This is a genomic window from Goodfellowiella coeruleoviolacea (genome assembly GCF_024171785.1).
Classification (GTDB): domain Bacteria; phylum Actinomycetota; class Actinomycetes; order Mycobacteriales; family Pseudonocardiaceae; genus Goodfellowiella; species Goodfellowiella coeruleoviolacea.
The window spans coordinates 61,167-84,010 of sequence record NZ_JAMTCK010000009.1 but is presented as its reverse complement, the minus strand read 5'-3'; the positions used below and the strand labels follow the sequence as shown (position 1 = coordinate 84,010).

Annotated in this window: 25 protein-coding genes and 2 pseudogenes; 17 read left to right on the top strand and 10 right to left on the bottom strand. The window is 68.8% G+C overall.

The features are described from left to right. Positions 1-119: 119 nt before the first annotated feature. Entirely contained in the window at positions 120-383 is a 264-nt protein-coding gene (locus LX83_RS20065; RefSeq protein ID WP_253773654.1) for a hypothetical protein, read from the bottom strand. 142 nt (positions 384-525) lie between these two features. Here LX83_RS20065 and LX83_RS20060 point away from each other — a divergent pair, with 142 nt between their 5' ends. Together LX83_RS20060 and LX83_RS20055 are read left to right on the top strand one after the other, a co-directional pair. Further along, positions 526-1,767 (top strand): helix-turn-helix domain-containing protein, encoded by a 1,242-nt coding sequence (locus LX83_RS20060; protein ID WP_253773651.1) that lies wholly within the window; start codon positions 526-528, stop codon positions 1,765-1,767. A 29-nt stretch (positions 1,768-1,796) separates the two neighbouring features. Further along, a complete protein-coding gene (locus LX83_RS20055) occupies positions 1,797-2,354 on the top strand; it encodes an NUDIX domain-containing protein (protein ID WP_253773649.1) in 558 nt (185 codons plus the stop codon). Positions 2,355-2,695: 341 nt separating this feature from the next. On the opposite strand, the gene LX83_RS20050 is transcribed toward LX83_RS20055, so the two are convergent. After that, the gene (locus LX83_RS20050) at positions 2,696-3,262 is read right to left on the bottom strand and encodes a hypothetical protein (RefSeq protein WP_253773647.1); all 567 of its coding nucleotides are present in this window, start codon (positions 3,260-3,262) and stop codon (positions 2,696-2,698) included. Between the two features lie 245 nt (positions 3,263-3,507). Here LX83_RS20050 and LX83_RS20045 point away from each other — a divergent pair. The 3 genes and pseudogenes from LX83_RS20045 to LX83_RS38730 all read left to right on the top strand — a co-directional run bounded on the left by LX83_RS20045 (position 3,508) and on the right by LX83_RS38730 (position 5,330). Next, positions 3,508-4,193 (top strand): annotated as a pseudogene (locus tag LX83_RS20045) (response regulator transcription factor). Next, entirely contained in the window at positions 4,190-5,116 is a 927-nt protein-coding gene (locus tag LX83_RS20040; RefSeq protein WP_253773645.1) for a histidine kinase, read from the top strand. Before LX83_RS20045 ends, LX83_RS20040 begins: the two are co-directional and overlap by 4 nt. Beyond that, the gene (locus LX83_RS38730) at positions 5,082-5,330 is read left to right on the top strand and encodes an ATP-binding protein (RefSeq protein WP_407649626.1); all 249 of its coding nucleotides are present in this window, start codon (positions 5,082-5,084) and stop codon (positions 5,328-5,330) included. Before LX83_RS20040 ends, LX83_RS38730 begins: the two co-directional genes overlap by 35 nt. A gap of 531 nt (positions 5,331-5,861) precedes the next feature. Here LX83_RS38730 and LX83_RS20035 read toward each other — a convergent pair. From LX83_RS20035 to LX83_RS20025, 3 genes are read right to left on the bottom strand one after another with little or no spacing between them, the layout of a single operon-like run. Next, positions 5,862-7,109, bottom strand: coding sequence for an ATP-grasp domain-containing protein (locus tag LX83_RS20035; RefSeq protein WP_253773643.1), 1,248 nt, complete (start codon positions 7,107-7,109; stop codon positions 5,862-5,864). Continuing rightward, entirely contained in the window at positions 7,106-8,167 is a 1,062-nt protein-coding gene (locus LX83_RS20030; RefSeq protein ID WP_253773641.1) for a pyridoxal-phosphate dependent enzyme, read from the bottom strand. Before LX83_RS20030 ends, LX83_RS20035 begins: the two co-directional genes overlap by 4 nt. Further along, entirely contained in the window at positions 8,160-8,909 is a 750-nt protein-coding gene (locus LX83_RS20025) for a class I SAM-dependent methyltransferase (protein ID WP_253773639.1), read from the bottom strand. Before LX83_RS20025 ends, LX83_RS20030 begins: the two co-directional genes overlap by 8 nt. Before the next feature lie 165 nt (positions 8,910-9,074). Between LX83_RS20025 and LX83_RS20020 the strand changes: the two genes are divergently transcribed. Both LX83_RS20020 and LX83_RS20015 read left to right on the top strand, forming a co-directional pair. Further along, positions 9,075-10,268: a cytochrome P450 gene (locus LX83_RS20020; RefSeq protein ID WP_253773636.1), complete on the top strand. Its 1,194-nt coding sequence runs from the start codon at positions 9,075-9,077 to the stop codon at positions 10,266-10,268. Then, positions 10,265-11,449, top strand: coding sequence for an MFS transporter (locus tag LX83_RS20015; protein WP_253773634.1), 1,185 nt, complete (start codon positions 10,265-10,267; stop codon positions 11,447-11,449). The genes LX83_RS20020 and LX83_RS20015 overlap by 4 nt, the downstream gene beginning before the upstream one ends. Here LX83_RS20015 and LX83_RS20010 read toward each other — a convergent pair. Continuing rightward, positions 11,424-12,167, bottom strand: a complete 744-nt coding sequence (locus LX83_RS20010) for a class I SAM-dependent DNA methyltransferase (protein WP_253773632.1) — start codon at positions 12,165-12,167, stop codon at positions 11,424-11,426. The genes LX83_RS20015 and LX83_RS20010 overlap by 26 nt on opposite strands. Before the next feature lie 224 nt (positions 12,168-12,391). Here LX83_RS20010 and LX83_RS20005 point away from each other — a divergent pair, with 224 nt between their 5' ends. Next, a complete protein-coding gene (locus tag LX83_RS20005; RefSeq protein ID WP_253773630.1) occupies positions 12,392-13,402 on the top strand; it encodes a ferric reductase-like transmembrane domain-containing protein in 1,011 nt (336 codons plus the stop codon). A 156-nt stretch (positions 13,403-13,558) separates the two neighbouring features. Continuing rightward, positions 13,559-14,137 carry an RNA polymerase sigma factor SigC gene (sigC, locus tag LX83_RS20000; RefSeq protein ID WP_253773628.1) on the top strand — a complete coding sequence of 193 codons (579 nt, stop codon included), beginning with the start codon at positions 13,559-13,561 and terminating at the stop codon, positions 14,135-14,137. 111 nt (positions 14,138-14,248) lie between these two features. Here sigC and LX83_RS19995 read toward each other — a convergent pair whose 3' ends face one another. Further along, positions 14,249-14,395: a hypothetical protein gene (locus LX83_RS19995; protein WP_253773626.1), complete on the bottom strand. Its 147-nt coding sequence runs from the start codon at positions 14,393-14,395 to the stop codon at positions 14,249-14,251. Between the two features lie 6 nt (positions 14,396-14,401). On the opposite strand from LX83_RS19995, the gene LX83_RS19990 reads away from it, so the two are divergent. The 6 genes and pseudogenes from LX83_RS19990 to LX83_RS19965 all read left to right on the top strand — a co-directional run bounded on the left by LX83_RS19990 (position 14,402) and on the right by LX83_RS19965 (position 17,889). Then, positions 14,402-14,695, top strand: coding sequence for a hypothetical protein (locus LX83_RS19990; RefSeq protein ID WP_253773624.1), 294 nt, complete (start codon positions 14,402-14,404; stop codon positions 14,693-14,695). Between the two features lie 290 nt (positions 14,696-14,985). Next, a complete protein-coding gene (locus LX83_RS19985; protein WP_253773622.1) occupies positions 14,986-16,452 on the top strand; it encodes an MDR family MFS transporter in 1,467 nt (488 codons plus the stop codon). 86 nt (positions 16,453-16,538) lie between these two features. Beyond that, a pseudogene (locus tag LX83_RS19980) lies at positions 16,539-16,823 on the top strand (glycoside hydrolase domain-containing protein); the annotation flags it as partial. A gap of 25 nt (positions 16,824-16,848) precedes the next feature. Beyond that, complete coding sequence (locus LX83_RS19975; RefSeq protein ID WP_253773618.1) at positions 16,849-17,061, top strand: hypothetical protein; 213 nt, start codon at positions 16,849-16,851, stop codon at positions 17,059-17,061. Continuing rightward, positions 17,055-17,240, top strand: a complete 186-nt coding sequence (locus LX83_RS19970; protein WP_253773616.1) for a hypothetical protein — start codon at positions 17,055-17,057, stop codon at positions 17,238-17,240. The genes LX83_RS19975 and LX83_RS19970 overlap by 7 nt, the downstream gene beginning before the upstream one ends. A 265-nt stretch (positions 17,241-17,505) precedes the next feature. Beyond that, positions 17,506-17,889 (top strand): hypothetical protein, encoded by a 384-nt coding sequence (locus tag LX83_RS19965; RefSeq protein ID WP_253773614.1) that lies wholly within the window; start codon positions 17,506-17,508, stop codon positions 17,887-17,889. Positions 17,890-18,069: 180 nt separating this feature from the next. On the opposite strand, the gene LX83_RS19960 is transcribed toward LX83_RS19965, so the two are convergent. Beyond that, positions 18,070-18,501 carry a hypothetical protein gene (locus tag LX83_RS19960; protein WP_253773612.1) on the bottom strand — a complete coding sequence of 144 codons (432 nt, stop codon included), beginning with the start codon at positions 18,499-18,501 and terminating at the stop codon, positions 18,070-18,072. A gap of 486 nt (positions 18,502-18,987) precedes the next feature. On the opposite strand from LX83_RS19960, the gene LX83_RS19955 reads away from it, so the two are divergent. Together LX83_RS19955 and LX83_RS38445 are read left to right on the top strand one after the other, a co-directional pair. Then, entirely contained in the window at positions 18,988-19,605 is a 618-nt protein-coding gene (locus tag LX83_RS19955; RefSeq protein WP_253773610.1) for a DedA family protein, read from the top strand. Positions 19,606-19,700: 95 nt separating this feature from the next. Beyond that, the gene (locus LX83_RS38445) at positions 19,701-20,459 is read left to right on the top strand and encodes a phosphatase PAP2 family protein (protein WP_253773608.1); all 759 of its coding nucleotides are present in this window, start codon (positions 19,701-19,703) and stop codon (positions 20,457-20,459) included. A gap of 120 nt (positions 20,460-20,579) precedes the next feature. Here the strand turns inward: LX83_RS38445 and LX83_RS19945 are convergent, their stop codons facing one another. Next, positions 20,580-21,251, bottom strand: a complete 672-nt coding sequence (locus tag LX83_RS19945; protein ID WP_253773606.1) for a response regulator — start codon at positions 21,249-21,251, stop codon at positions 20,580-20,582. 10 nt (positions 21,252-21,261) lie between these two features. Continuing rightward, a complete protein-coding gene (locus LX83_RS19940) occupies positions 21,262-22,842 on the bottom strand; it encodes a sensor histidine kinase (RefSeq protein WP_253773604.1) in 1,581 nt (526 codons plus the stop codon). Positions 22,843-22,844: the final 2 nt, after the last annotated feature.

The following is a 22,844-nucleotide window of genomic DNA, read 5'->3' as shown; positions in this document are numbered from 1 at the left end:
TTTCCGCACCCGGCAGACGACTGGACAACCGTGTTCATGGTTCGCCACATCTTAGGGGCACGGACTGCTCGTGTCAGCGTTTTCGGATATTCGGTGAACCAGACCGCGCTCCTGGGGCGTCATCGCGTAGATCGGGGCGGAAAAAGCGGATCGTCCGCGTTCCGGAACTGGCTGCGATCGGCGCGTTCCTGGGGCGTTTGGGCAGGCCGGAGGGGACGAGGGGGCAGCAGTGACCGCCCCTCGTCCCAACTGTTGATGAGCGCTCCGGCGAGCGCGAGTGCCAGGGCGACCGCCACCATCCCGTCCACGTGGACGTTGATGGCGACGACGAGGACGGCGACGAGCTGACCAAAGGCGTATATACCGGTAAGGGCGGTTCGCATGCTTGCCTCCTGCTCCTGTTTCGTGACGTCCTCCAGGTTGATGCGATTGTGCCCGCGGAGAACAGGAGTTTCCCGTTCCCGGGCGGGATTGGAAACAGGAAACCCTGGTGTGGCTCGGTGCGGGGTGCCACAGTGAGCCGTGGTGTACCAGGAGCCGTTCGGGAGCGCGCTGCGAAAACGACGCGTCGAGGCTGGGCTTTCCCTTGACGCACTCGCCAAAGCCCTGCATTACAGCAAGGGACAGCTCAGCAAGATCGAGAACAACGTGAGCAGGCCCAGTCAGCTGCTCGCCAGGCAGGCGGACGCCCTGCTGGGGACGGGCGGCGAGCTACTGGCACTGGCCGAGGAACAGTCGGTTCGGCTGCGGCGCGGCCTCCGCCCACCAGTAGGCAACGAGCCGGCCTGCCCACCCGTCCAGTACGCCGACGCAGCCGCAGCCGCGGCCGACGAGACCACGGAACTGGCGTGGTGGCACCAGTTCGACGTGCTGCGTTCCATGGGCAGGCACATGGCGCCTGGGCTGGTAATCCCGGTGGTACGGGCGAGCCTGCGGCCGTTGGGACAGCTGATGTCCGTTGTCCGGCAACCCGAAGCCCGGTCACGACTGGGCCTGCTGACCGCGCGGTACGCTGAGTTCCTCGGGTGGATGGCGCAGGAAGCTGGCAGCGACGAGCAGTCGTTGGAGTGGACGCGGTGCGCCGCGCGCATCGCCGCCCAAGCCGGCGACCGCAGCCTCACCATGTACGCGCTGGTGCGAGAGTCGGAACTGGCCCTGTACGAGCACGACAGCGATCGAGTCATCAGCCTGGCGCGGCGTGCGGTCGCCGACCCCAGCTCCGACGTGCGGACCAAGGGTCTGGCTGCGCACCGGCTCGCCCAGGGTTTTGCGTTGCGGGGCGACCACTACCGCTGTCTGGCCGCACTCGACGAGGCCGCGGAGTGGCTCGGGCAGGCATCCGGTGCGGGTCCGGCAGGCCCGGTCCTTGGCTCGTCCACGGTCGCCGACCTCAGCGCCGCGGTAACCGGTTGGTGCCTCTACGATCTCGGCCGGCCACAGCAGGCCGCAGAGCTGCTGGAGCGAGCGATCACCCAGATCGCACCGGAGGCCCACCGGTCCCGTGCCCTGTACGGCGCACGGCTGGCGCTCGCCCACGAGGCGGCGGGCGAACTCGACCGGATGTGCGATGTCACCGCGCAGGTGTTGGCCGCCGCGAGAGGACTCGGCTCGGCCACTGTGCGCACGCAGCTGGCCGCGTTGGCGCGAGCCGTCGTTCGCAGGCACGGCCATCCACCCGCGAAACGCCTGCACATTCAGTTGACCGCCGCGCTCGACCGGGGTAACCCCGTCGACGAGCCGGGGCTGCTGTTCGGGGAGCAGCGGTGAGCGCCGCGCGGCAGTGCTTGGATGCCGCAATGCACCACGAACAGCGGTGGCACCGGTTGAACACGCGGGTCGTGCACATGACGCCCTGGTTCGAGGTCCGGGAGGACAGTGTGGTGCGGCCGGACGCCGTCGAGGACATCTACCACCACGTTGTCTCACCGGGCTCGGTCACCGTCGTGGCAGTCAACGACGACGACCACGTGGCCGTCACCCGGCAGTGGATCTACACGCACGAGGAACGGCAGTGGCGATTGCCTGCGGGCTCGATTGACAAGGTGGACCGCGATCCCCGGGCCGCGGCAGAACGGGAGCTGGCGGAGGAGACTGGAGCCCGCGCCGAACAGTGGGAGCAGCTCGGGCGCGTCAACGGCGCGGACAGCTTCACCAACCACGTCGACCACGTCTTCCTGGCCACCGCGGTCACCATGGGACTCGCCAACCGCGAAGGCGCGGAAGCGGATCTGGTGGTGCACTGGCTGCCGTTCGACGAGGCGTTGAACCTGGTCGCCTGCGGGCGGATTCGACACGCTGGCAGCGTCTACGGCCTGCTGTCCACCGGACTGCGGCGCAACACGGAGCGGCGGTGACGTGTTGATGCGGGGCAACCAACCTGAATTACCGCCAAGACCAGCACCCAGCGGATAAGCGGACGCAGCGGTTGCCGCACGTCCAACTCGTGGAAACCCTCTCGGAGGTGCTGGGTGCTCATGTGAAAGAGGCGAGAGCCGGCACCCAGGTGTGCAGAAGTCCGGACACCCATCCAGGCCACCACGGGCTCCAACAGAACCTCGAGCCACCTCTGCACCAGGCGCTGCCAGAACCCGCGAACTAGGCCTGCGGGCGAAACGTCCGCCGCGGCGGCAGATGGCCGAACTGGGCCCGCAGAATGACGCCCCACCACCGGGAAGGGCGCCATTCCTCGATGCTTCTAGCAGTTTCTCATCCGGTCGACTGGGTTCCAGTTACCAGTGGGGTCGTAACTCCTGGCGGGTTTCGTGGTGAAGATGACGCTCCCGGCGTCGTTCATCATGCACGCTTTGGTGCCCGCCGTCTGGTTGTTGTCCCAGGACCCTGGGCCGACCCAGCTTTCGGGGATGTCATACACGCCGCAGGCGTACATGTCGATGTGCGTACCCGTGTAATACTCGTTCCGGTACGTGCAGAAGTGGTGGTAGTCCGCGTATCCCCCATCACAGTTCGCGTCAAGAGTTTCGTGAGCGAGTCTCCGAGGTTGCGCTTCACCTGGCAACGCAACCCTGATCGTGGCGCCGTCGAGTTCGATCCGGTTCAGCGCGGTCTGCTTGCCACCAAGTTCAGCCAGGTACTCGTTGACCTCGGCCTGCAGCGTGTTAATCTGGGTGGCCGTCAACCCGGCCACCCTTCCCTGCGTGGCGAACTCCGGACTCACTCGGGGCGAGGCACTGGCCACCGAGACCCCCGTGGTGAGAACCATCGCAATCAAGCCGGCAAAGACAAACAATCTCTTCAAACTCATCCCGTGCATATCCCCTAACACATGTGCACTGCTATCGCAGAGCATCGATTACAGCACCTCGCGTCGTTACAGCTGTCACGCCACGGCAGTGCACTACGAGTAACCTACTTTTCGGGATCACGTATCTCCTGTTTTCACATCCGGAGAACGCTGAGTTGAGCATTGCACGAACATACTGAAGAGAACCTGAAGAAACCTGAACAGAACTTCAGCCTTGACGGACCTGACTCCGGCATGATGTGAGCATGCGAGTGCTCGTGCTGGAGGATGACCGTCGGCTCGTTGCGCTCCTCGTTCGAGGATTGACGGCGGAGGGATTCGCGGTCGATGTCGCACGAGACGGCCGCGAGGGGTTATGGTGGGCCACAGAACACGCATATGACGTGATCGTGCTGGACATCATGCTGCCTGGTCTGAACGGCTACCGAGTCTGCGCCGAACTACGTAACGCCAACGTGGACACGCCCATCCTGATGCTCACCGCGAAGGGCGGTGAACTCGATGAGGCCGAAGGGCTGGATACAGGCGCCGACGACTACCTGACCAAACCCTTTTCCTACCTGATACTGGTGGCCAGGCTTCGAGCCCTGGCACGCCGAGGCGCCGCAGCACGGCCATCCGTACTACGGGCGGTGACCTTCAACTGGATCCAGCCAGCCGCACCTGCCAGCGCAACGGCACGCCCATCGCGCTGACCGCAAAGGAGTTCGCTGTGCTGGAATTCCTGCCCCACCACGTCGACCAGGTCGTCACCAGAATCTAGATCATCAACGGAGTCTGGGACACCGCCCAGGATCCGGATCCTAACCTTGTTGAGGTGTACATCAGCGCGCTGCGCCGCAAGATCGACGCGCCGTTTGACCGCCGCAGCATCACCACAGTACGTGGAATCGGTTATCGACTGGAGAGTCGTTCAGGAGCGACGCCGTGATCTGGTCACGTCGACCTCGCTCGTTACGCCTCACGATCACACTTGCCGCCACCGCGGTGTTCGCCGTCCCCTTGTTTACTGCCGTAGGCGTCGGCGCCGTGCTGATGCGCCAAGAGGCTGAGCGAGCTAGTGCGAACACATCGGCCATCAATCTCTGTTTCACGACACTCGGCCTGCCGCAAATCCCCGCGCTCCGCGACAACACAAGGGATACGCTTAGCGACATTTGCAAGTCATCTCCGGAAGAGATCACAACTGACCAGTTAGTTCCACTTGAGATGCGCGTATTGGACTGGGATAACCGCATTCTTTACGCTCAGGCGTCGGTCACCACTATCTCCATGGTTCCCCACCTATCCTTGTGGCCATTCACGGACCCGAATTCAGTTAGAGGCCATCTTGCACAAACTGTATTAGGATCGAAAGATCACCAAAATCGAACGATTAGCGACCTCCTCGACTCGCATATAGCCTTCGCCGAATCCCAACAGGAACTCAATCATCAGCTTTTGATACTTCTCAGCGCGGCACTGATGTTGATCGGCATGGTGGGCGCGGCTGTCTGGTACGCGACCGGACGCGTGCTTCGACCAGTAGAGGAAATCCGGCAGGAGGTCACCAGAATTTCTGAGCAAGACCTCACCCGACGAGTGTCGCTCTCCACCAAGGACAGCACTTCCATGCCGACCGAATCCGTCGATCTGGTCACGCTTGTGTGGGAGGAGACTGACCGCCACCGCCCCTCCGCCCTCACAATCACTGTTACAGTCGCCGCCGAACCGGTAACCGTCACGGGCAGTCGCACACTGCTGGCGCGGATGCTGGCCAACCTCTTGGGCAACGCCGAACGCTACGCGAACTCGTCGATCACTGTCCCACCTGACGACGATGGGGCGAAAGGCGGCCATAGAGGTAATCGATGACGGTCCCGGCAACCCCGCAAAGGACCGTGAACGTATCTTCGGTCGCTTTACCCGTCTGGCGGATGACCGCACCAGGAACAGCGGCGGCACTGGCTTGGGCTTAGCCATCGCCCGCCACATCGCCACCGCCCACCACGGTACTCTCCACGCACTCGGCCATGATCACGGGGCGCGGCTCACCGCTACTCTTCCGCTGACTACCCGAAAGTCCTGATCGAGGCCACATCTCGCAATGCCGTTGGAGACGTGGCCAACAGCACGGCGTGCTGGGCCATCAGAAGCTCGGTCAGAGGTAGATCACCGAGCATGGCGACAGGGTTGTGCACGGACACTGCAGGCGCGCTGGTGTTTGACCTGGTTGGTTTTCCGGCTGGCCTACTTCGGGGCCCGGGCGTGATGGGAAGGCCACCCCGCCATGGGCATCACCTGCCACGCCAGGTCCTTCGTGGCGCCCAGGCATCACCCGCATCCGCGGCATCGTCCCCGACAACGGCGACTACCGCAAAGCCCAGTACTTCGCGCAGGTTTCGTCACCAGCGCATCCCCCTACGCACCGCGCCACAAGTGCGCGGTGGAGCGAGTGGTACCGCAGGTTCCGGGAATCACGCTACTCCCGCACCTGGGCCAGTGAACAGCAGTGATCAGCCGCCCCTGGCGCGTGAGTCACGCACTACGACTACTGGTCGACCTCATTCTGCTCCGGAAACCAGCTGTCAGTCGTGGACCAGATCACCGCGGGCGGTCGTCAGGCAGGTGTGGCGTCGATCGTTGGTTCCCTCCTTGGGGTTTGTTCTTGTGGTTCGGTGATCGGGGTGATCGCACCGGCGGCGGCGAGTGCGCGGTGGAGGGCTGTCTCCGCGGTGGCGCCTTCGGCGAGGACGATTCCGGTGCAGCCGCGTTGGTCGTCGATGTGGTGGATGGGATCGCCGGGACGGGCGGTGGGATACCAGTCGGGTGTGCCGGGGAAGTCTTCCAGGCGGTCGAGTCCGGTCCAGCCGGTCAGCGTGCCCGGTCGGGTGGGGTAGCACAGGACGAACGCGATTCCGGGTCCGGGGCGCAGGGGTTGGGTGAGCAACTCGGGTTCCCGGCCGACGGCCGCGGCGATCATGGCGGTGTACACGTTGGTGTTCAGGGCTCGGCAGAGAGCTTCGCCGACGAGTGCGCCACCGATTCTGGGGTTGACTTCGACGACTTCGGGGCCGCTGGTGGTGTGGATGAACTCGGTGTGGGCGAAGCCCTGGTGCCCGAGGGTGTCGAGGACGCGCGCGATCCACCGAGCGAGATCGGCGTGTTCGGTCGCGGAAAGGGTGACCGGGAACGCGGCGGCCTCCTCGCGGCGCCGGGGTTCCGGGGAGAGTTGGCGGCTGACCACGCCGAGCAGCCGGGTGCGGCCCTGCCAGGTGATCGTCTCGGCGCTGTAGAGCGGGCCGGCGAAGTAGGGCTCGGCGATCAGGTGTCCGGTGAGCGGGGTGGTTTCCGCTTCGTGAAGGGCGGTGTCGATCTCGTCGGGCGTGCGGGCGAGCCAGACGGCGCGGGAGGAGGTGCCGGCGGAATCCTTGATGATCACCGGCAGGGGCAGTTCGTGGACGACGTCGACGGGGACCGCTGTGCTGCGACTCAGCCCGTGCTGGTGCAGCCGGGCGCGGACTTCTCCCTTGTCCCGCAGAACGCGGACCGTGGCGGGGTCCGGGCCCGGCAGGCCGAGCCGGGCGGCCAGTTCGGCGCCGGGGATCGCCCAGGTGTCGGTGGAGTTGATGAGACCGACCAGGTCGGGCAGGCCGCGTAGCGCGGCCTCGCATGCGGGGATGTCGGTGGTGTCGATGTCGATGACGTCGAGTTTCTCGGGGGCGAGCCGGGACAGTTCGTGGGCGTAGATGGCGCGGTCACCGGTGAGCAGGCAGAGACGGTAGCCGGCCTCGGTGGCGGCGTCGACCAGTCTGCCGAGGCCGAAGGTGAGGGCTTCCAGCAGCACGATCGTGCCTCCGGTGGTCATGGGACGCGGTCCTTTCGCCGTACCGGCACGGGAAGCAGGGCGACCTCGTCGAACCGCCGTCGGCTCCAGGCCATTGTGGACCACGGGGGCGCGAGGTCGTCGAGGCAGTCGATCTCCACCGGGGCGAGGCCGGTGGGGTCGAGCGCCTCGCGGTGGCGGGCGAACACCCTTGTGGTGTAACGATGTCCGGTGTCGGCGCCGATCACGAGGTGGGTGCGGTGTGGCGAGTACCGGGTTTCCCAGCGGGCCACGAGATGGGCGGCGCCGGTGGACAGGCCGGCGAACACGGCGTGGTCACGCATCAGGGCGATGGTCGCGGCCATGGCGTGGGTGAAGTTGACCCAGTGGACCTGGTCGTAGAGGTCGTGGTGGACGTTGTCGAACGGGATCGCGCTGCCGATGCCGGCGATGATGGCGTCGGGATCGGGTAGGTGCTCGCTGCCGAACGTGACGCTGCCGAAGGGTTGCACGCCGACCAGGCGCACGTCGGGGTCGTGCTCGCGGAGGGCGCGGACCAGACCGCCGGTGGACGAGCCGGTGCCGACGCTGCCGACGACGGTCAGCGGCCCGGCCGGCAGCGTCTGGCGCAGCAGGCCGGCGAGTTCGGTGTAGCCCAGGTAGTGGATCGGGTCGTGGTACTGGCGCATCCAGTGCATGTCCGGGTGGCGGGCGAGCAACTCGCGGACCAGGGCGACGCGGCGTTGCTGGTCGAGCCGCAGGTCATCGGACGGGGGCATCTGGTCGACGGTGGCGCCGAGGATCTCCAACTGCGCGCGGATGGTGGTGTCGACGGTGGTGGAGGCGACGATGTGGCAGCGCAGCCCGTAGCGGTGACAGGCCATGGCCAGGGCGAGGGCGTAGATGCCGCTCGACGAGTCGACCAGCGTTTGTCCACTGTGTATCTGCTCGGTGTCGAGCAGGTGGCGCACGGCGCCGAGAGCGGCGTAGACCTTGAGGGTCTCGAATCGGATCAGCACGGTGTTGGCGGTCAGGCGGACGAGCGCGGGTGTCCTGATCGCGTCGGTGATGTGCTCGTGGATCTCCAGCCGTTCACCCACGAACGCCTCGCACGATCAGCCGGCGTGCGTGGTTGTCGTACGGGCTGGCGTCGAACCCGCCGAAGCACTCGACGTCGGTGAACCCCGCCTGCTCGAACAACGCGCGCAACTCGGCCGCGCTGTAGAGCACGCACGTGATCGACGCCTCCCGGACGGTGTCCCCGCGCACCAGGGTCCAGTCGGTGCGCAGTCGGGTCCAGTCATCGAGAACGGTGTCGCGCATGAACACCGTGCCACCGCCGAGTTCCGGATCGACGTCCACCGCCTGCGGGCGCCCGACCCACGACGCGAGGACCTCCTTGCCGAGCACGTCGACCAGCAGTGCCCCGCCGGGTGCCAGGCTCTCGCAGGCGTTGCGCAGGACGCGGTGGTTGTCGCCGGGCTCGGTGAAATAGCCGAACGACGTGTACATGTTGATCACCAGGTCGTACGCGCCCGGCTCGACGTAGGACCGCATGTCCGCACGTTCCAGCCGGGCGGACACCCCGGCCCGCGCGCACGCCGTTCTGGCGCGGGTCAGCATCGCCTCGCTGAGGTCGACGCCGGTGACGGTCGCGCCGTGGCGGGCCAGCGGCACGACGTGCACTCCCGGCCCACACGCGAGGTCCAGGACCCGCGTCCCGGCCGCCACCTTCAGCAGTGGCGAGGTCGCCACCAACTCGGCCGCCTCCCGTTCCCGGCGCTCCGGGAACATCACGCACGCGAAGTCGACCCACAGGTCCTCGTCCTCGTACCACGCCATGCCGCCCCCACTCGTTCGTGTCCTGTGGTCAGAACCGTTGTGGGGTTGGTAGTCGGCGCGGACGTCACGAGAGTTCCCGTCAGGCCGACGGTTCGGGGAACTTTCCCACCCGGCAGGACGACTACCGACTGAGGACCGACCACCTCCTGACGTAGGGAATCCGTGATGAGACCCGCCGAGACCGCCCGCGGCTACCCGTTTCGTGAACCGGTGGGGCTCGCGCTCGAACCGGAGTACGCCGAGTTGCGGGACCACGAGCCGGTGAGCCGGATCAGCCTCCCGTACGGCGGCCAGGCGTGGCTGGCGGTCCGGCACGAGGACGTGCGCGTGGTGTTGACCGATCCCCGGTTCTCCCGGGCCGCGTTGCTGGACCGGGACGTGCCGCGCACCTCGCCCCGACGCCTTACCGATCCGACCCTGCACACGATGGACCCGCCCGAGCACAACCGACTGCGCGGCCTGGTCGCCGCCGCGTTCAGCCCGAAACAGATCGACCGCCTCACCGACCACGCCCAACACGTCACCAACGGTCTGCTCGACCGCGTCGAGCAGACCGGCCCACCCGCCGATCTCGTCGCGGGCCTGGCCGTACCGCTGCCGATCGCGGTGATCTGCCACCTGCTCGGTGTCCCGCCCGGCGACCGCGACCAGTTCACCAGCTGGATCGACGTGGCCCTGGCCACCACCGCGTTCCCTCCCGAGGAGATCCACCGCGCGTTCAACGAGCTGAAGGACTACATCGCGGGGCTGGTCACCGCACGCCGCGAGAAGCCGAGCGACGACCTGCTCGGCGCGCTCGTCGCGGCCAGGGACACCGAGGGCAGGCTCAGCGAGAACGAGGTGGTCGTCCTCGGCGTGACCCTGCTCTACGCCGGCCTGGAGACCACCTCGAACCACATCGGCAACTTCACCTACACCCTGCTCACCCACCCCGACCAACTCGCCGCGCTGCGGGCCGACCCCGGCCTGCTCGACCGGGCCGTGGACGAACTGCTGCGCTTCACCCCGACGGTCACCTCGGCCGGGTTCACCCGCATCGCACGGGAAGACGTCGAACTGGGCGGCGTCCTCGTCCGGGCCGGTGACGCGGTGCTGGTCCAGCTCGACGCGGCCAACCGCGACGAGCGCGTCTTCACCGACCCGGACCGGCTGGACCTCACCCGCAAACCCAACCCCCACGTCGCCTTCGGGTTCGGCCCGCACTACTGCGTCGCCGCACAGCTCGCCAAGGCGGAACTGCGGGTCGCCATCGGCACGGTGCTGCGGCGGTTCCCGGGCCTGCGGCTGGCGGACGAGGAGCTGTCCTGGCGGCGCGGCCGCATGGTGCGCGGCCTGGACCGGCTTCCCGTGACCTGGTGAGCGCCGGCCGCGCCCGGGAGGACACCCTCACCGGCTCCCAGCTCGCACTGCTCCTGTGCGGGTGCGCGGTCAACACCGGTACCTTCGCGGTCTACCCGTATCTGGCCGTCCTGCTGCGTGATCGGCTGGGCGTCGGGATGGCGGAGGTCGGCGTCGTCCTCGGGGCGGCGACGTTGGTGCAGTTCGCCGGCGCGCCGTTCACCGCAGCGTTCGCCGAACGGGTCGGGTTGGCACGGGCGCTGCTGCTCGCCACGTTCGTGTACTGCCTGGGTGCGGTGACCTACCTGGGTGGGGCGGGCATCCCGGGTCTGACGGTGCTCGCCCTGTTCCTGAGCTGTGGCGCGGGAGCGCTCTACGCACCCGCGTACCGCGGCTGTCTGACGCACTCGGCGACCGCTGCGCAGCGGCCGAGGCTGGTGGCCGCCGGCAACGCCGCCAGCAACCTCGGCATCGCGTGCGGACCGGTGGTCGGGGCGTTGTTCCTCCACGAGCCGAACCGGTTGTTTGCCGGGACCACGGTGCTCTACGCCGTGCTGGCGGTCGGTCACTTCTTCCTGCGCCCGGAGCGGTCCTTCTCGGACGAACCTGGTGCCGGGCCCGGCGCCGAGCCGTTCTGGCGGGTGCTGCGCGGCCTGGCCGTGCTGCCGTTCGTGGTCACCGTGCTCACCCACTACCTGTACATGCAGTTCTACCAGTACCTGTCGGTGTTCTCGCAGGGCCGGCTGCCCACCGCCGCCTACGGCGTGATCATGATGGGGTACTCGCTCGGTCTGGCCGTGCTCCAGCCTTTGGTGGCGCACCGGGTCGGCCGGATCCGCTACCCGCTGGCGATGTCGGTCGGCTTCGCCTGCATGGCGTTGGGCATGGCGGCCTTCGCCGGTGGCCGGCCGGCCACGATCGCGGTCGGCGTGGCGGCGATGAGCGTCGGCACGGCGGTGCTGTTCCTCAAGAACGACCTGCAGGCACTGGCGGGGTCGGCGCGGTCGGCCACGGTGACCTTCGGCCAGCAACGACTGGCCGCCGGCGTCGGATCGTTGCTCAGCGGGGTGCTCGGCGGGACCGTGTACGGGCTGTTCGAGCGGGCCGACGTGCTGCCGGGGTTCTGGCTGACCGTCGCCGCGCAGTGTGCGCTGGTCCCACCGCTGGTCCTGGCGGTCAGGCGGGCTTCTCGTAGACGGTGACGTAGTTGCCCTCCGCGCGGAACGGTTCCCGGCGCCAGCCGCCCCACCGGTGGCGGCGTTCGAGCCCGGCCAGCCGCGCCATCAGATCGAGTTCGCTCGGCCAGGCGTAGCGCATGGACGCCGGCGCCAACCTGATGCCGTTGTTGGTGATCAGCACGTGGTGGCCGTCGAAGCGCTGCTCGACGGGGTCGTGGCGGACGGCCAGCAGCCGTACCCGGTCGAGGCCGACCTGGTGGGTCTCCACGGTCTGGTGGCGTTGGTAGCGGGCCACGTCCGGCATCGGGCACTCAAGCACGAACCGGCCGCCGGGCACGAGTCGCTCCGCGACACCCGCGAAGCAGCGCACCTGGTCCTCCTGGGTCATCAGGAAGAAGAACGTGGAGAACACGACGAACACCATCGCGAACAGGTCGTCGGTGCCCGGTTCGACGTCGGCCATGTCGCCGATGGTGACCGGGATCCGGTCGCCGCCGGGTTTGGCGCGCATGCGTGCCACCATCGCCTCCGACGCGTCGATGCCCCGCACGTCGATGCCCAACTGGGCGAGCGGGATCGTCACCCTGCCGGTGCCCACCGCCAGTTCGAGCACCGGCCCCGTCGGCCCTTCCCCGAGCAGTTCGGCCAGGCACCGCACCGCGTCCGTGGGGTCGATGTCGTGCCACTCGTCGTAGACGTCGGCGTTCAGCTCGCCATAGGTCTCGGGTCCGTAGGTCGCCATGCCCCGCTGGTCGGGCGGCCGAGCGGAAAAGTTCCCGCCCCGGCGCGATCTCGGGAACTTTGCGCCGGCCGGAAACGACCAGCCACTCTGACACCACGAAGTCACGCAGAGAACGGTGGGCTCCGATGGCTGACGTCACGGGATCATCCGCGCCCTTCCCGGGAAGGCGAGCGAGCGCGCGGCGTTTTGACTGGCGCGGGTTGGGGGCAGACGCTCGTGCCGCCGTGCCCGACGCCAGTCTGGCACTGGTGATCACCGGCCTCATCTTCTGGTGGTTGTACGTCCGGATCGAGAACGGCACGTCGCCCAGCATCGAGATCATGCCCCCCTTCGACGACGCGTCCGAGTACTGGTGGTACTGGCTGTGCCAGGCCTTCGGCTGGTCGGCGCTGCTGTGGGCGTACGTCACGGTCGTCTTCGGCCTGCTCAGATCGGGCACGCGTCCGCCGTGGAGGTGGCTGTCGGCGGCGCGGGTGGAGAAGTGGCACCGGACGACGAGCCTGACCACGATCGGGCTGATATTCCTGCACATGGTCTCGTTCTTCGCCGCGGAACTCCAGACGAACTTCGACAACCAGGCAACGGGTGAGCTGGTGCGGGACACCCTGGTCAAGGTGTTCGTCCCCGGGGGCTACCCCACGGGAACGGGCCGGATCGCCATCTTCCTGGGCCTGATCGCCTTCTACCTGGCGATCGTCCTGGGACTCGCCTTCTACCTGCGCCAGACCACCGGTTCCCGGTTGTGGCGTGCCCTGCACCGGTTCGTCATCATCGTCTACGTCCTCAGCGCGTGGCACACCCTGCTGTACGGCACGAACGTCTGGTTCGACGGTTCCTTCCGCACCCTGGTGTGGGCGCTGCAAATGCCCCTGGCCGCGCTTCTGCTGCTCCGGCTGCTGGCACCGGCCCGCCCCAGTGAGCGACTCAGGCTGCGCGGCCCCCGCCGGGAGTCGCGCCCGCTGCCGCTGACCGCGCGGCTGGCGGGGCGGCTGGCGGTCGTGGCGACGATCGCCGGCCTGTTGGCCGTCATCATCTCCGGCGCTGACGGCGGGCGGACCGGCCACGGCCACTCGGCTGAACCGTGGCCCGACCGGTGGATCATCTGGACCGGGCTGCTGGTGCTGACCCTCGTCCTGGTGGCCGTGGTGCACCGGCTGCGCCGCGCGCCCCAGGCACCCGCCCGCGACGGGGGCCCCGGGAACGACGACCTGGCCGCCGATCAGCACGCCGGCTGACGGTTGACGCACTTGCTTCGTCCGCTCGCCCGACGCGCGAGCGGCGAGCCCTGCGCGACAGGTCAAGCAGCCCACACGTGCCTTTGTCGGCCCCGCAACACAAATGGTTCCTTTGGGCCAGTCCCGAAGAGCGAGCCGTCGTTACCCTTTCGTACTGTGCCGTCCCTGCCGGACATCGATGAGTTGACCGCACTCGCACTCGCCGCCAGGCGGGGCGACAAACCCGCGCTGGACCAGTTCGTTCGTGCCAGCCAGCGCGAAGTGTGGCGGCTGGTCGCGCACCTGGCCGGGATCGGTCTCGCCGACGACCTCACCCAGGAGACCTACCTGCGGGCGATCCCCAGCCTCACCCGGTTCGCCGGGCGGTCCACCGCACGAACCTGGCTGCTGTCGATCGCCCGGCGAGTGGTGATCGACCACATCCGCACCACTCGGTCACGGCCGCGGCTGACCCGAGCGGTGGACTGGGCGGAGGCCGCCGACCGCCGTCAGGCCGCCGCACACCACGCCCTGCCCGGGTTCGAGGACCTGGTCGAACTCAACATGCTCCTGGACCAGCTCGACCCGGAACGCCGGGAAGCCCTGGTACTGACCCAGGTTCTCGGTCTGCCCTACGCCGAGGCGGCGGAGGTCTGCGGCTGCCCGGTCGGCACCATCCGCTCCCGCGTCGCCCGCGCCCGCGACGACATCGACCTCCTGCTGACCGGCGAACAACGCCGCAACGACACCGGCTGACCGCTGATCGCGTGCCGGTTTCCGGCACCGGACGCCGCACCGCCGCGCATCCGGACCGTGCAGACGGGGGACGCGGCTGGCAGCTGGTTGGCCGTCCAGAGCGGCGTGGCGTCATGGTCGCGGCGGTGCGGCGCAACCCGCCGCGTGTCCGGCGATCCAGTCGGGGTGGGTGAAGTGCAGGTAGGCGCAATTGCGGTCGGCCGCGGGCAACGCCTCCAAGTCGTCGATCACGAACCGGAACGGCGCGTTGTAGGCCACGACAGCATGGCCGACCCCGAAGCCCTGTTCTTCAGCGACAACTTCCTGACGATCGTCGACCCGGATCACGAGAATTTCATCGACCTGTCGACGTTCGGGCGGATCATCTGCGAAGCGGACGTGGTCATCGACCGCGACCGAGTGATCGGGGTGCACCCGCGACGGATCTCCGGTCGCCGCGGGTGCGCGGTCAACCTCAACCGCTCGCGCCACGGCGACTTCGACCCCGACCGCTCGCCGTCGGCGCGCAGACCGTCCTCGGCATCGCGCGAGTGCCCGCGCGGGTCTTCCGCGCGCTGAGCGACGGCGCGCGCACGCGTGGTGATCGCGCCGCGCGACCAGGGGCCGAATCCGGGAAACAGCTCATGAAGTGGGTGGCACGGGTCGTGGTCGGCCACCTACCGTGGGGACCGCGCTCGGCGATGATGCCGGCGCGCTGTCGCCGAGCCGCTCCGCGCGGCGTTGTCCGCGCGTGGCGCAACGCCGCGGTCGAGAACGCCAACTCGGTGACGCCTCCCCATGACACGCTGGTGCTCGGGTGGCCGGCACGGCCACGCGCAGCGAACCCATCCCACGAGGTGTGACCCCACATGATCGACACCGCGAGTACCACCACCGCGGCCCCCGAACGGGGAGCCGCGGTGCCGCGGGCCACCCTGCTGATCGGCGTCCTGGTCGTCTCGGCGTTCGTGATGATCCTCAACGAGACGATCCTCAGCGTCGCGCTGCGGGACCTGACCGTCGACCTCGGGGTCTCGACCACGACGGTGCAATGGCTGACCAGCGGGTTCCTGCTGACCATGGCCGTGGTCATCCCCACCACCGGGTTCCTGCTCGAACGGTTCACCCCGCGCCAGGTCTTCCTGGCCTCGCTGACCCTGTTCAGCCTGGGCACGTTGATCAGCGGGCTGGCGCCGGGCTTCGGGGTCCTGCTGGTCGGGCGCGTGGTGCAGGCCTGTGGCACCGCGGTGATGCTGCCGCTGCTGATGACCTCGGTGATGCGCCTGGTGCCGCCCCAGCGGCGCGGTGCGACCATGGGCACGATCACCATCGTGATCGCGGTCGCGCCGGCGATCGGCCCCACCATCGGCGGGGCGGTGCTGTCGTCACTGGGCTGGCGCTGGATGTTCTGGGTCGTGCTGCCGCTGGCGGTGGCCGCGCTGGTCATCGGAGCGGTCTGGCTGCGCCTGGACAGCCACCCCAGGTCGGTGCCGCTGGATCTGGTCTCGGTGGTGCTGTCCGCGATCGGGTTCGGCGGCGTGCTCTACGGGCTGTCCGCCTCCGGCGAGTCCAGCGGTGGCGAGCACGCGCTGCCGCCGTGGCTGCCGATCGCGGTCGGCGTGCTCGCGCTCGCCGTCTTCGTGTGGCGCCAGACCCGGTTGCAGCGCGAGGACCGGGCCCTGCTGGACCTGCGCCCGTTCACCCACCGCAGCTTCGTGGTGGCCCTGGTGCTGACCGCGCTGCTGTTCATGTGCCTGCTCGGCGCCGGGGCCATCCTGCTGCCGCTCTACCTGCAGACCGTCCTGCACACCAGCACCTTCGTCAGCGGGCTGGCCGTGCTGCCCGGCGGCCTGGTCCTCGGCGTGCTCGGCCGGCCCGTTGGCGCGCTGTTCGACCGGTTCGGCGCCCGGCCCCTGGTGATCCCGGGCGCGCTGGCCATGGCGATGTCGATGCTGCTGTTCACCACGCTGGGCGCGGACTCGCCGCTGGCCGCGGTCATCGGCATCCACGTCCTGCTCATGGCCGGGTTCGGGCTGATGATGACTCCGCTGATGACCGACTCGCTCGGGGTGCTGCCCGACCACCTCCACTCCCACGGCAGCGCCATCCTCTCCACCCTCCAGCAGGTCGCCGGAGCGTTCGGCACGGCCGTCTTCGTCACCGTCGCCACCCTCGGCAACACCGACCCGACCGGCAGCCCCGACGCCGCCGGCCTGCGCACGGCGTTCCTGGTGGCCACCGGCATCGGCGTGCTCGCCCTGATCGCGTCGCTGTTCGTGCGCGGGAAGTCCACCTCGGACCCGGCGCGGACCAGCGAGCACCACGGCATCCACTGATCGGGGCGGCCACGAGCACGCACCAGCCGCCGGCCCTGGCACCTGGCCCGGGCCGGCGGTAGGGCGGGCAATCGGGCAAGTTCGTCACCGCCGACGAGCTGGACGGGCTGCGTGCGGCGGGTCTCAAGCTGGTGCCGATCCACCAGCGCTTCAACAGCTCCGCCGAGGTGATGACCCGGGCGAACGGCCGCATCCACGGCATCGAGGCGATCGAGCGGTGCCTCACCCTCGGTCTGCCGACCGACAGCCTGGTCTTCTTCCCGGTCGACTTCGACGCGCTCGGCGAGACCATCCACGGTCCGGTCGCCGACTACTTCCAGGGTGTCGCCGACGCCTTCGAGATCCGGGGCTCGACCAGCGGCAGTTCCTGACAGAGCGGGGCGGTCGGAGGACAACGTGGTCGCCGCGTTCGGCAGGCTGGCCGACGGCATCGACGTCGGCGGGATCAACTTCCCGATTACCACCGAAGCGTTGCGCGAGGCTGCCAAGGCGGACGTACTGCCCACCGCGGCCGCAGCGCGCATCTGCGGTGAGGTTGTTCGCACGACTGCTGGCCGCCCAGGGGTGACGCGGTGGCTGTCCAGCCGACCGGGAGGCATCACGTGGTGACCAAGATGCGCAGCGTGGCCGGGGTGCTGGTGGGAGTCATCGCGGTGGTGGGCCTGCTGGTGTTCGGCCTCGCATCGCTCGGTCTCCAGTCCGCGGTGCCCCGGGTCGATCCGCGCCCTCCGCAGATCATCTACCACGGTGGGGGCTCGACCGGCAATGGGCCTGGTGTCTGGCGCTGACCTCGATGACGATCATCGCCGCCGCCGGTCTGCCGGTTGGCAGGATGTGGTCCGGTCGCGGGACGCCAGCGGGTGCTGTCGTCCAGGGGATCGGCGGAGCGGTGGTGGCCTGCTGGGCCATCCTGGTCGGCCAGGTGCTGACTATCCACTACTTCGGTCCCGAGGACTACTGCGTGTACCCGTCCTGCTCGCCGAGCCAGGAGCAAGCGCTTGCCTTCACCGTGCCCGGGGTGCTGACCGGGCTGGTGATGATCATCATGGGTTGTTGGTCACCCGGTTGCGGTGGTGGATCAGGGCACTGGTTCCGGTCGTGGTGTGGGTGGCCGCCCTGTTGATCCAGTACGCCGTCTGGACCTCCTACCTGTTGCCCATCTCGGGGTTGATCACGCTTCAGGAGCCGCAGGCCGCTCAACTGATCTACGCCCCCGACGGGTCGGGCTTACAGGCCCCGGCGCACCTCGGCGCGCTGGTGACCGTCGGTGCCGCCGGCGTACCGGCGGGGGCCACGGTCACCGTCACCTGTGACGAACGCCTGTACTCCGAGAGTCGCTCACCCGGATGGACGACCTGTACTCCGCGGCCACCCTGGCGCGGTACGGGCCCAGCTGACGATCACCTCGCCGGTGTCGCATGCGTGTGGTCCACCTGACACGAAGAAGATCGGCCGGATCCCCGACTGGCTCGCACCAACGCCGTGCCGGCGCCCACGGCATCACCCTCATCCGCCGCCACGCCAGGGCACGGGTGACCCGGATCCGGCGAGCCGCGGCAGACGGGTGCGTTGATGCCCAACGCGACGCGTTCGCCTCGGCTGGGTGCGAGCAGCTTCTTACGCGCGGCAGATCGTGCCCGCAAAGCGGACAACGCCAACCGCATGCTGTGCTATCGCGTCCTTGCCTTCCGGCGTGCTGAGCCAGCCGCGACTGCGGAAGGTGCCTTCGTAACCTGTGAATCTCCCCGTGCCCTCCACCACGGTGTATTCCACCTCCAAGAGGCTGGCTCCGTCTTCTGTGGACGTTCGCAGGACGGCGCGGTCCTGCGTGCGCAAGGTGGAGCCGTCCTTGTCGAGAAAGACGTGATACATCGTGTACTCGAAGCTGTGCGCGCCGACGCTGGTCAGCTCACTGGTGTTCTCCCCGTAGGCAGCACCGTCGATCGTGCCCGTGATCGCACCGATGCCGGAATTTTCGGTCAGGGTGAAAAGGCTGGCGGTGCCGCCGAGGCTGATGCAGTCAGGCGCTTCGCCGCGCTGGGTCGTCATGTTCCTGGTCCTTCCGGAGTTCTCGCGGACTCGGGTGAGTCGCTTGGGAATCGTCGCCGCCGGCCGGGAAGAGCGGCAACAAAACTTGCTGCATCAGCAATACGACGTGGGTGACGAGGTGGGGCTCGCGCAGGCCTCGTGGTGTTCCGGGCACCGGAAGGGCTCAGCCCGTGCGGGCGTGGGCGCGAGCGTCGAAGGGGAAGGTCGAAGAAGAAGGTAGCGAGACCCACCGACCTTCAGCGGCCGGAACGAGCGTTCACCGGCTTCTCGCCTGCGCGTCGCTCATGGGCAGCTCTTGCGGCCACCGCCGCACGGCGGCGCTCCCGCTCGCGCCGGATTCGACTTCGGTCGTGTTCCGCCGCCGATCTACTCGACTTTCGGCAAGTGCGATTCATGCCGTTCCGCAGATGTCCCCTGGCTGCCGGATCGCAAAACTCGCGGTATGACGTTGTGGATGACAGCAGGTCCGGCTCGGGCGGGAATGCCGTGATTGCGGACTTTCTCGACTGGCTCGCCGCGTTGCCGCCCGCGGCCGTGGTGTTGGTGGCCGGGTTGCTCGTGTTCGGCGAGTGCACGCTCGGGCTCGGGTTCATCGCACCGGGCGAGACCGGACTGCTGGTGCTGGGCACCACCGCGACCACGCCGACCCGGTTCGTGGTGATGTGGGGGATCACGACGGCGTGCGCGATCGCGGGTGACGCGGTCGGGTACGCGATCGGGCGACGGTACGGGCCCCGGCTGCGGCAGACCGCGCTGGTGCGCGAACACGGTGCCTCCGGGTGGGACCACGCCGCCGACGTGCTGCAACGACGCGGTGCGCCCGCTGTGCTGGTGGCGATCTTCCTGCCGGTGCTGCGCACGCTCGTGCCGGCCGCGGCCGGTGCGTCCGGGCTGCCGTTCCGCCGGTTCCTGCCCGCGGTCGCAGTCGGGGCGGCGGGATGGTGCGCCCTGCACATCGGCATCGGCGCGATGGCCGGCGAGGCGGCGCGCCGGGTGGAGGCCTGGGTCGGCCGGGGCACCTGGGTGCTGGCCGCTCTCGCCGTGGTGGTCATCGTCGTGGTCGCGGTGCGGCGGCGCAGGCGGGCGCCCGCCGCAATGCGCTGACTTTACTTTGGTCAGTCACCGCACGAACGAAAGTGACGGCGAAGTGCTGACCTTAGTGCAATGTGTGACCGCCCCCATTTCTCCTACCTTTTTTCGTGCCCGTGACAACGGGCTCGGGTTGCTACAGAGGGACGGTTGTGAACGCAGTGGGGATTCTAGAGAACGCGCCGACCGGTATCGAGGACGTGCCGGACGCCAGTGCGGCCTGGTACCTCGACATCGTGCGGTTCGCGGCGACCACGCCGGAGTGGTTCCAGTCGTTCGCCGGGCTCTTCACCGAGGGAGCCATCGTGCTGCTGTTGGGCTTCATGCTGCTCGGCTGGTGGCGTGCGCGGCGGCTGCCCGCACGATCGATGGCCTTCGCGCTCCTGGCGCCGGTCGGCATGGTGGCCGCGTACCTGCTCAGTGAAGTGATCAAGGTGCTCTACCAGGTAGAACGGCCCTGCCGCACGCTCGGTGACGTGGTGACGATCGCCGAGTGCCCGCCGCCGGGCGACTGGTCGTTCCCCAGCAACCACTCGGTGATCGCGGGTGCCGCCGCGCTCGGCATCCTCATGGCGTGGCGCCTCCTCGGCACGGTCGCGGTGGTCGTGGCACTGGCCGCGGCGGCGTCGCGAGTGTTCGTCGGCGCGCACTACCCGCACGACGCGATCGTGGGCATCGTGCTCGGCGCACTCGTCGCCGCGGTGGTCGTTCTGCTGCTCGTCCGCCCGGTGACGAAGCTGGTGGGCCGCATCCGCGAACACGACAAGCTGGGCGCGCTGCTGGCGACGGACGCCGTCCGGTATCCGGTGCGCGAGCAGGGGGGCGACCCGTTCCCTCCCCAGGAGCAGGTCTTCACTCCGCGCAGGTGATGTGCGCGGAGACGCCGAGCCGTGCCGCGATCCGCCACCCCAGGGACCGCGGCACGGCCATTGCTGTTTCGGGGCTTGACGTGTCCGGTGGATCGCCCTGTCCCCGCGTGACGCCTCGGGTCAGGGGGACTCGTCCACCAGGTCAGCGTGGTGGGCGATGATCGCCACCTCAACGCGGTTGCGGACACCCAGGTGCTTGAACAGCGCGCTCGCGTACGCCTTCACCGTGCCCTCGACCACGTGCAGCCGCTCGGCGATCTCCGCGTTCGACAGGCCCGCGCCGATGAGGCTCAGCACCTCCAGCTCGCGGTCGCTCAGCCCCTCGACGCGGTTCTTCGCCGCCATCGCCCTCGACGCGCGGGAACCGGGGCGGGTCGTGCCGTACGCACTGATCACCCGTTTCGCGACGTTCGGCGACAGGTAGGCGCCGCCTGCCTTCACCGCGTGCACCGCGGCCAGCAGTTCGCGGGGGTCGCCCGTCTTCAGCAAGAACCCGCTCGCACCGAGTTCCAGCGCCGCTGCGATGTAGTGGTCGTCGGAGAAGGTCGTCAGGATCAGCACGCCCGTGCCCGGGACCGCGCGCACGATCTCGCCGGTCGCCGCGATGCCGTCGAGCGCGGGCATCCGGATGTCCATCAGCACGACGTCCGGGCGGTGTGCGCGCACGACATCGATCGCCGTCCGGCCGTCGCCCGCCTCCCCCACCACCTCGATCTCCGGGTCGCTGTCCAGGATGGCGCGGACGCCGGCCCGGACCAGCGCCTCGTCATCGACCAGCACAACCCTGATCACGTGCGCCCCCTCACTGCTCTGCCTGCTGACCAGTGCGCACCAGCACGTCCTTGCCCACCAGGCGATCCTCCCGGAAGCACAACCGGTAGACGTCGAACACCGTCGGCACGAAGCCCGCGGCGGACCGGTAGTACTCGCACGTCGAGCCCTCCGGAGCCGGTGGCTCGGGGCCGAACCCGCGTTCCGGCACCTGGCGGTCCGGCAGCACGTCCGCGACCTGCGACCGCGTGCTGCCCAGCTCAAGGCGCTGGAACGAATCCGGTGGCAGCACCGAGTTGAACGTGTCGTACGCGTAGAACCCCATCAGCACGGCCAGCACGAGCGCCCCCAGCGCGATCGGCGCCAAGAACGCCATCGCCAGCCGCACGCGCACCCCGTGCTTCGCCCGGCCGAACTCGTCGGCCACCTTGTCGTCGGCCTCGAAACCAGAGCCGTCGCCGATCGCGTCGGTCGTCCTCGGCAGCCGCACCAGCACCTGGAACCCGCCCTCGTGCTCGCCGGCCCGGAGAGTGCCGCCGACCAATCGCACCCGTTCCCGCAGGCCGGTGAGACCGCGTCCGCCCGACGACGGCGGGGTGCGGGCGGGCTCGGTCGGCGGCCCGTTCGTCACGACCACCTGGGTCTCGTCGGGCAACGCCCGCAGCACGACGGTCACCTCGGCGCCCGGCGCGTGCTTGGTGGCGTTGGTGATCGCCTCCTGCACGGTGCGGTACGCGGCCCGGTACCGCATCGGCTCCATGTCCTCGGCGTCACCCTCGACGACAAGCTCAACGGCCACGCCTGCGGCGGCGGCACGCGCGACGAGGTCACCGATCCGCTCATCGCTGGGGGTCATCGGCACCGGGTCGCCCGCGTCGCGCAGCAGGTCGATGATCTCGCGCATCTGCGCGGTCGCGACCGCGATCCCCTCACGCAGCGTGGTCGCCGTCCGGCGGTGCCGTTCGTCGAGGTCGGACGCGACCTCCAGCGAGCTGGCCATCAGCGCGGCGAGGCTGAGCTGGTGACCGAGGGAGTCGTGCATGTCGTGGGCGATGCGGGCGCGTTCCCGGAGCCTGGCCTCCTCGGCGACGATCCGCTGCTGCTCCTCCAGCTGCGCGGCGCGCTCCCAGCCCGCGCTGATCAGCTGCACCTGCTGACGCCGGTACCGGCCGATCAGCCACGGGAACACGCCGAACACGACGAACTCGCCGACGCGCAGCACCCAGCTGTACAGGTCGGCCGACCGGGAGAGCACCACCACCACCGAACCGAGCAGGACCACCAGCGGGAACACCGCCAGCGCGGCCCGCCCGGTGGAGAGCCTGCGCCCGGCGAGGTAGCTCATCGCGAGCAGCGCGGGCAGGTACCGCCACTCGACGGCGGCCGCGACGGCGGAGACGACCAGCGCCACGAGCGGCAGGCGTCTGGCCAGGACGATCATCAGCGCGGTGGCGAGGGCGCCGATCACCAGCGTCAGCTCGCGGCCCTCGACGTCGATGAGGAACGAGGCGACCAGGACCAGCCACAGACCGGTGTCCAGCAGCAGCCTTCCCACGGTCAGCCTGCCTGCGGGCAGCGGCGTGACGATCGCCCGCAGTTCCAGTCGCCTCACCC

Coding starts and splice junctions, on each gene's coding strand:
- LX83_RS20035 (WP_253773643.1), bottom strand. CDS start 7,109: ATGACCACCGGAGGCACGATCGTGCTGCTGGAAGCCCTCACCTTCGGC.
- LX83_RS19985 (WP_253773622.1), top strand. CDS start 14,986: ATGATCGACACCGCGAGTACCACCACCGCGGCCCCCGAACGGGGAGCC.
- LX83_RS20010 (WP_253773632.1), bottom strand. CDS start 12,167: ATGGCGACCTACGGACCCGAGACCTATGGCGAGCTGAACGCCGACGTC.
- LX83_RS20025 (WP_253773639.1), bottom strand. CDS start 8,909: ATGGCGTGGTACGAGGACGAGGACCTGTGGGTCGACTTCGCGTGCGTG.
- LX83_RS38730 (WP_407649626.1), top strand. CDS start 5,082: ATGGGGCGAAAGGCGGCCATAGAGGTAATCGATGACGGTCCCGGCAAC.
- LX83_RS20055 (WP_253773649.1), top strand. CDS start 1,797: ATGCACCACGAACAGCGGTGGCACCGGTTGAACACGCGGGTCGTGCAC.
- LX83_RS20050 (WP_253773647.1), bottom strand. CDS start 3,262: ATGAGTTTGAAGAGATTGTTTGTCTTTGCCGGCTTGATTGCGATGGTT.
- LX83_RS19990 (WP_253773624.1), top strand. CDS start 14,402: ATGGCCGACCCCGAAGCCCTGTTCTTCAGCGACAACTTCCTGACGATC.
- LX83_RS20065 (WP_253773654.1), bottom strand. CDS start 383: ATGCGAACCGCCCTTACCGGTATATACGCCTTTGGTCAGCTCGTCGCC.
- LX83_RS20020 (WP_253773636.1), top strand. CDS start 9,075: ATGAGACCCGCCGAGACCGCCCGCGGCTACCCGTTTCGTGAACCGGTG.
- LX83_RS19960 (WP_253773612.1), bottom strand. CDS start 18,501: ATGACGACCCAGCGCGGCGAAGCGCCTGACTGCATCAGCCTCGGCGGC.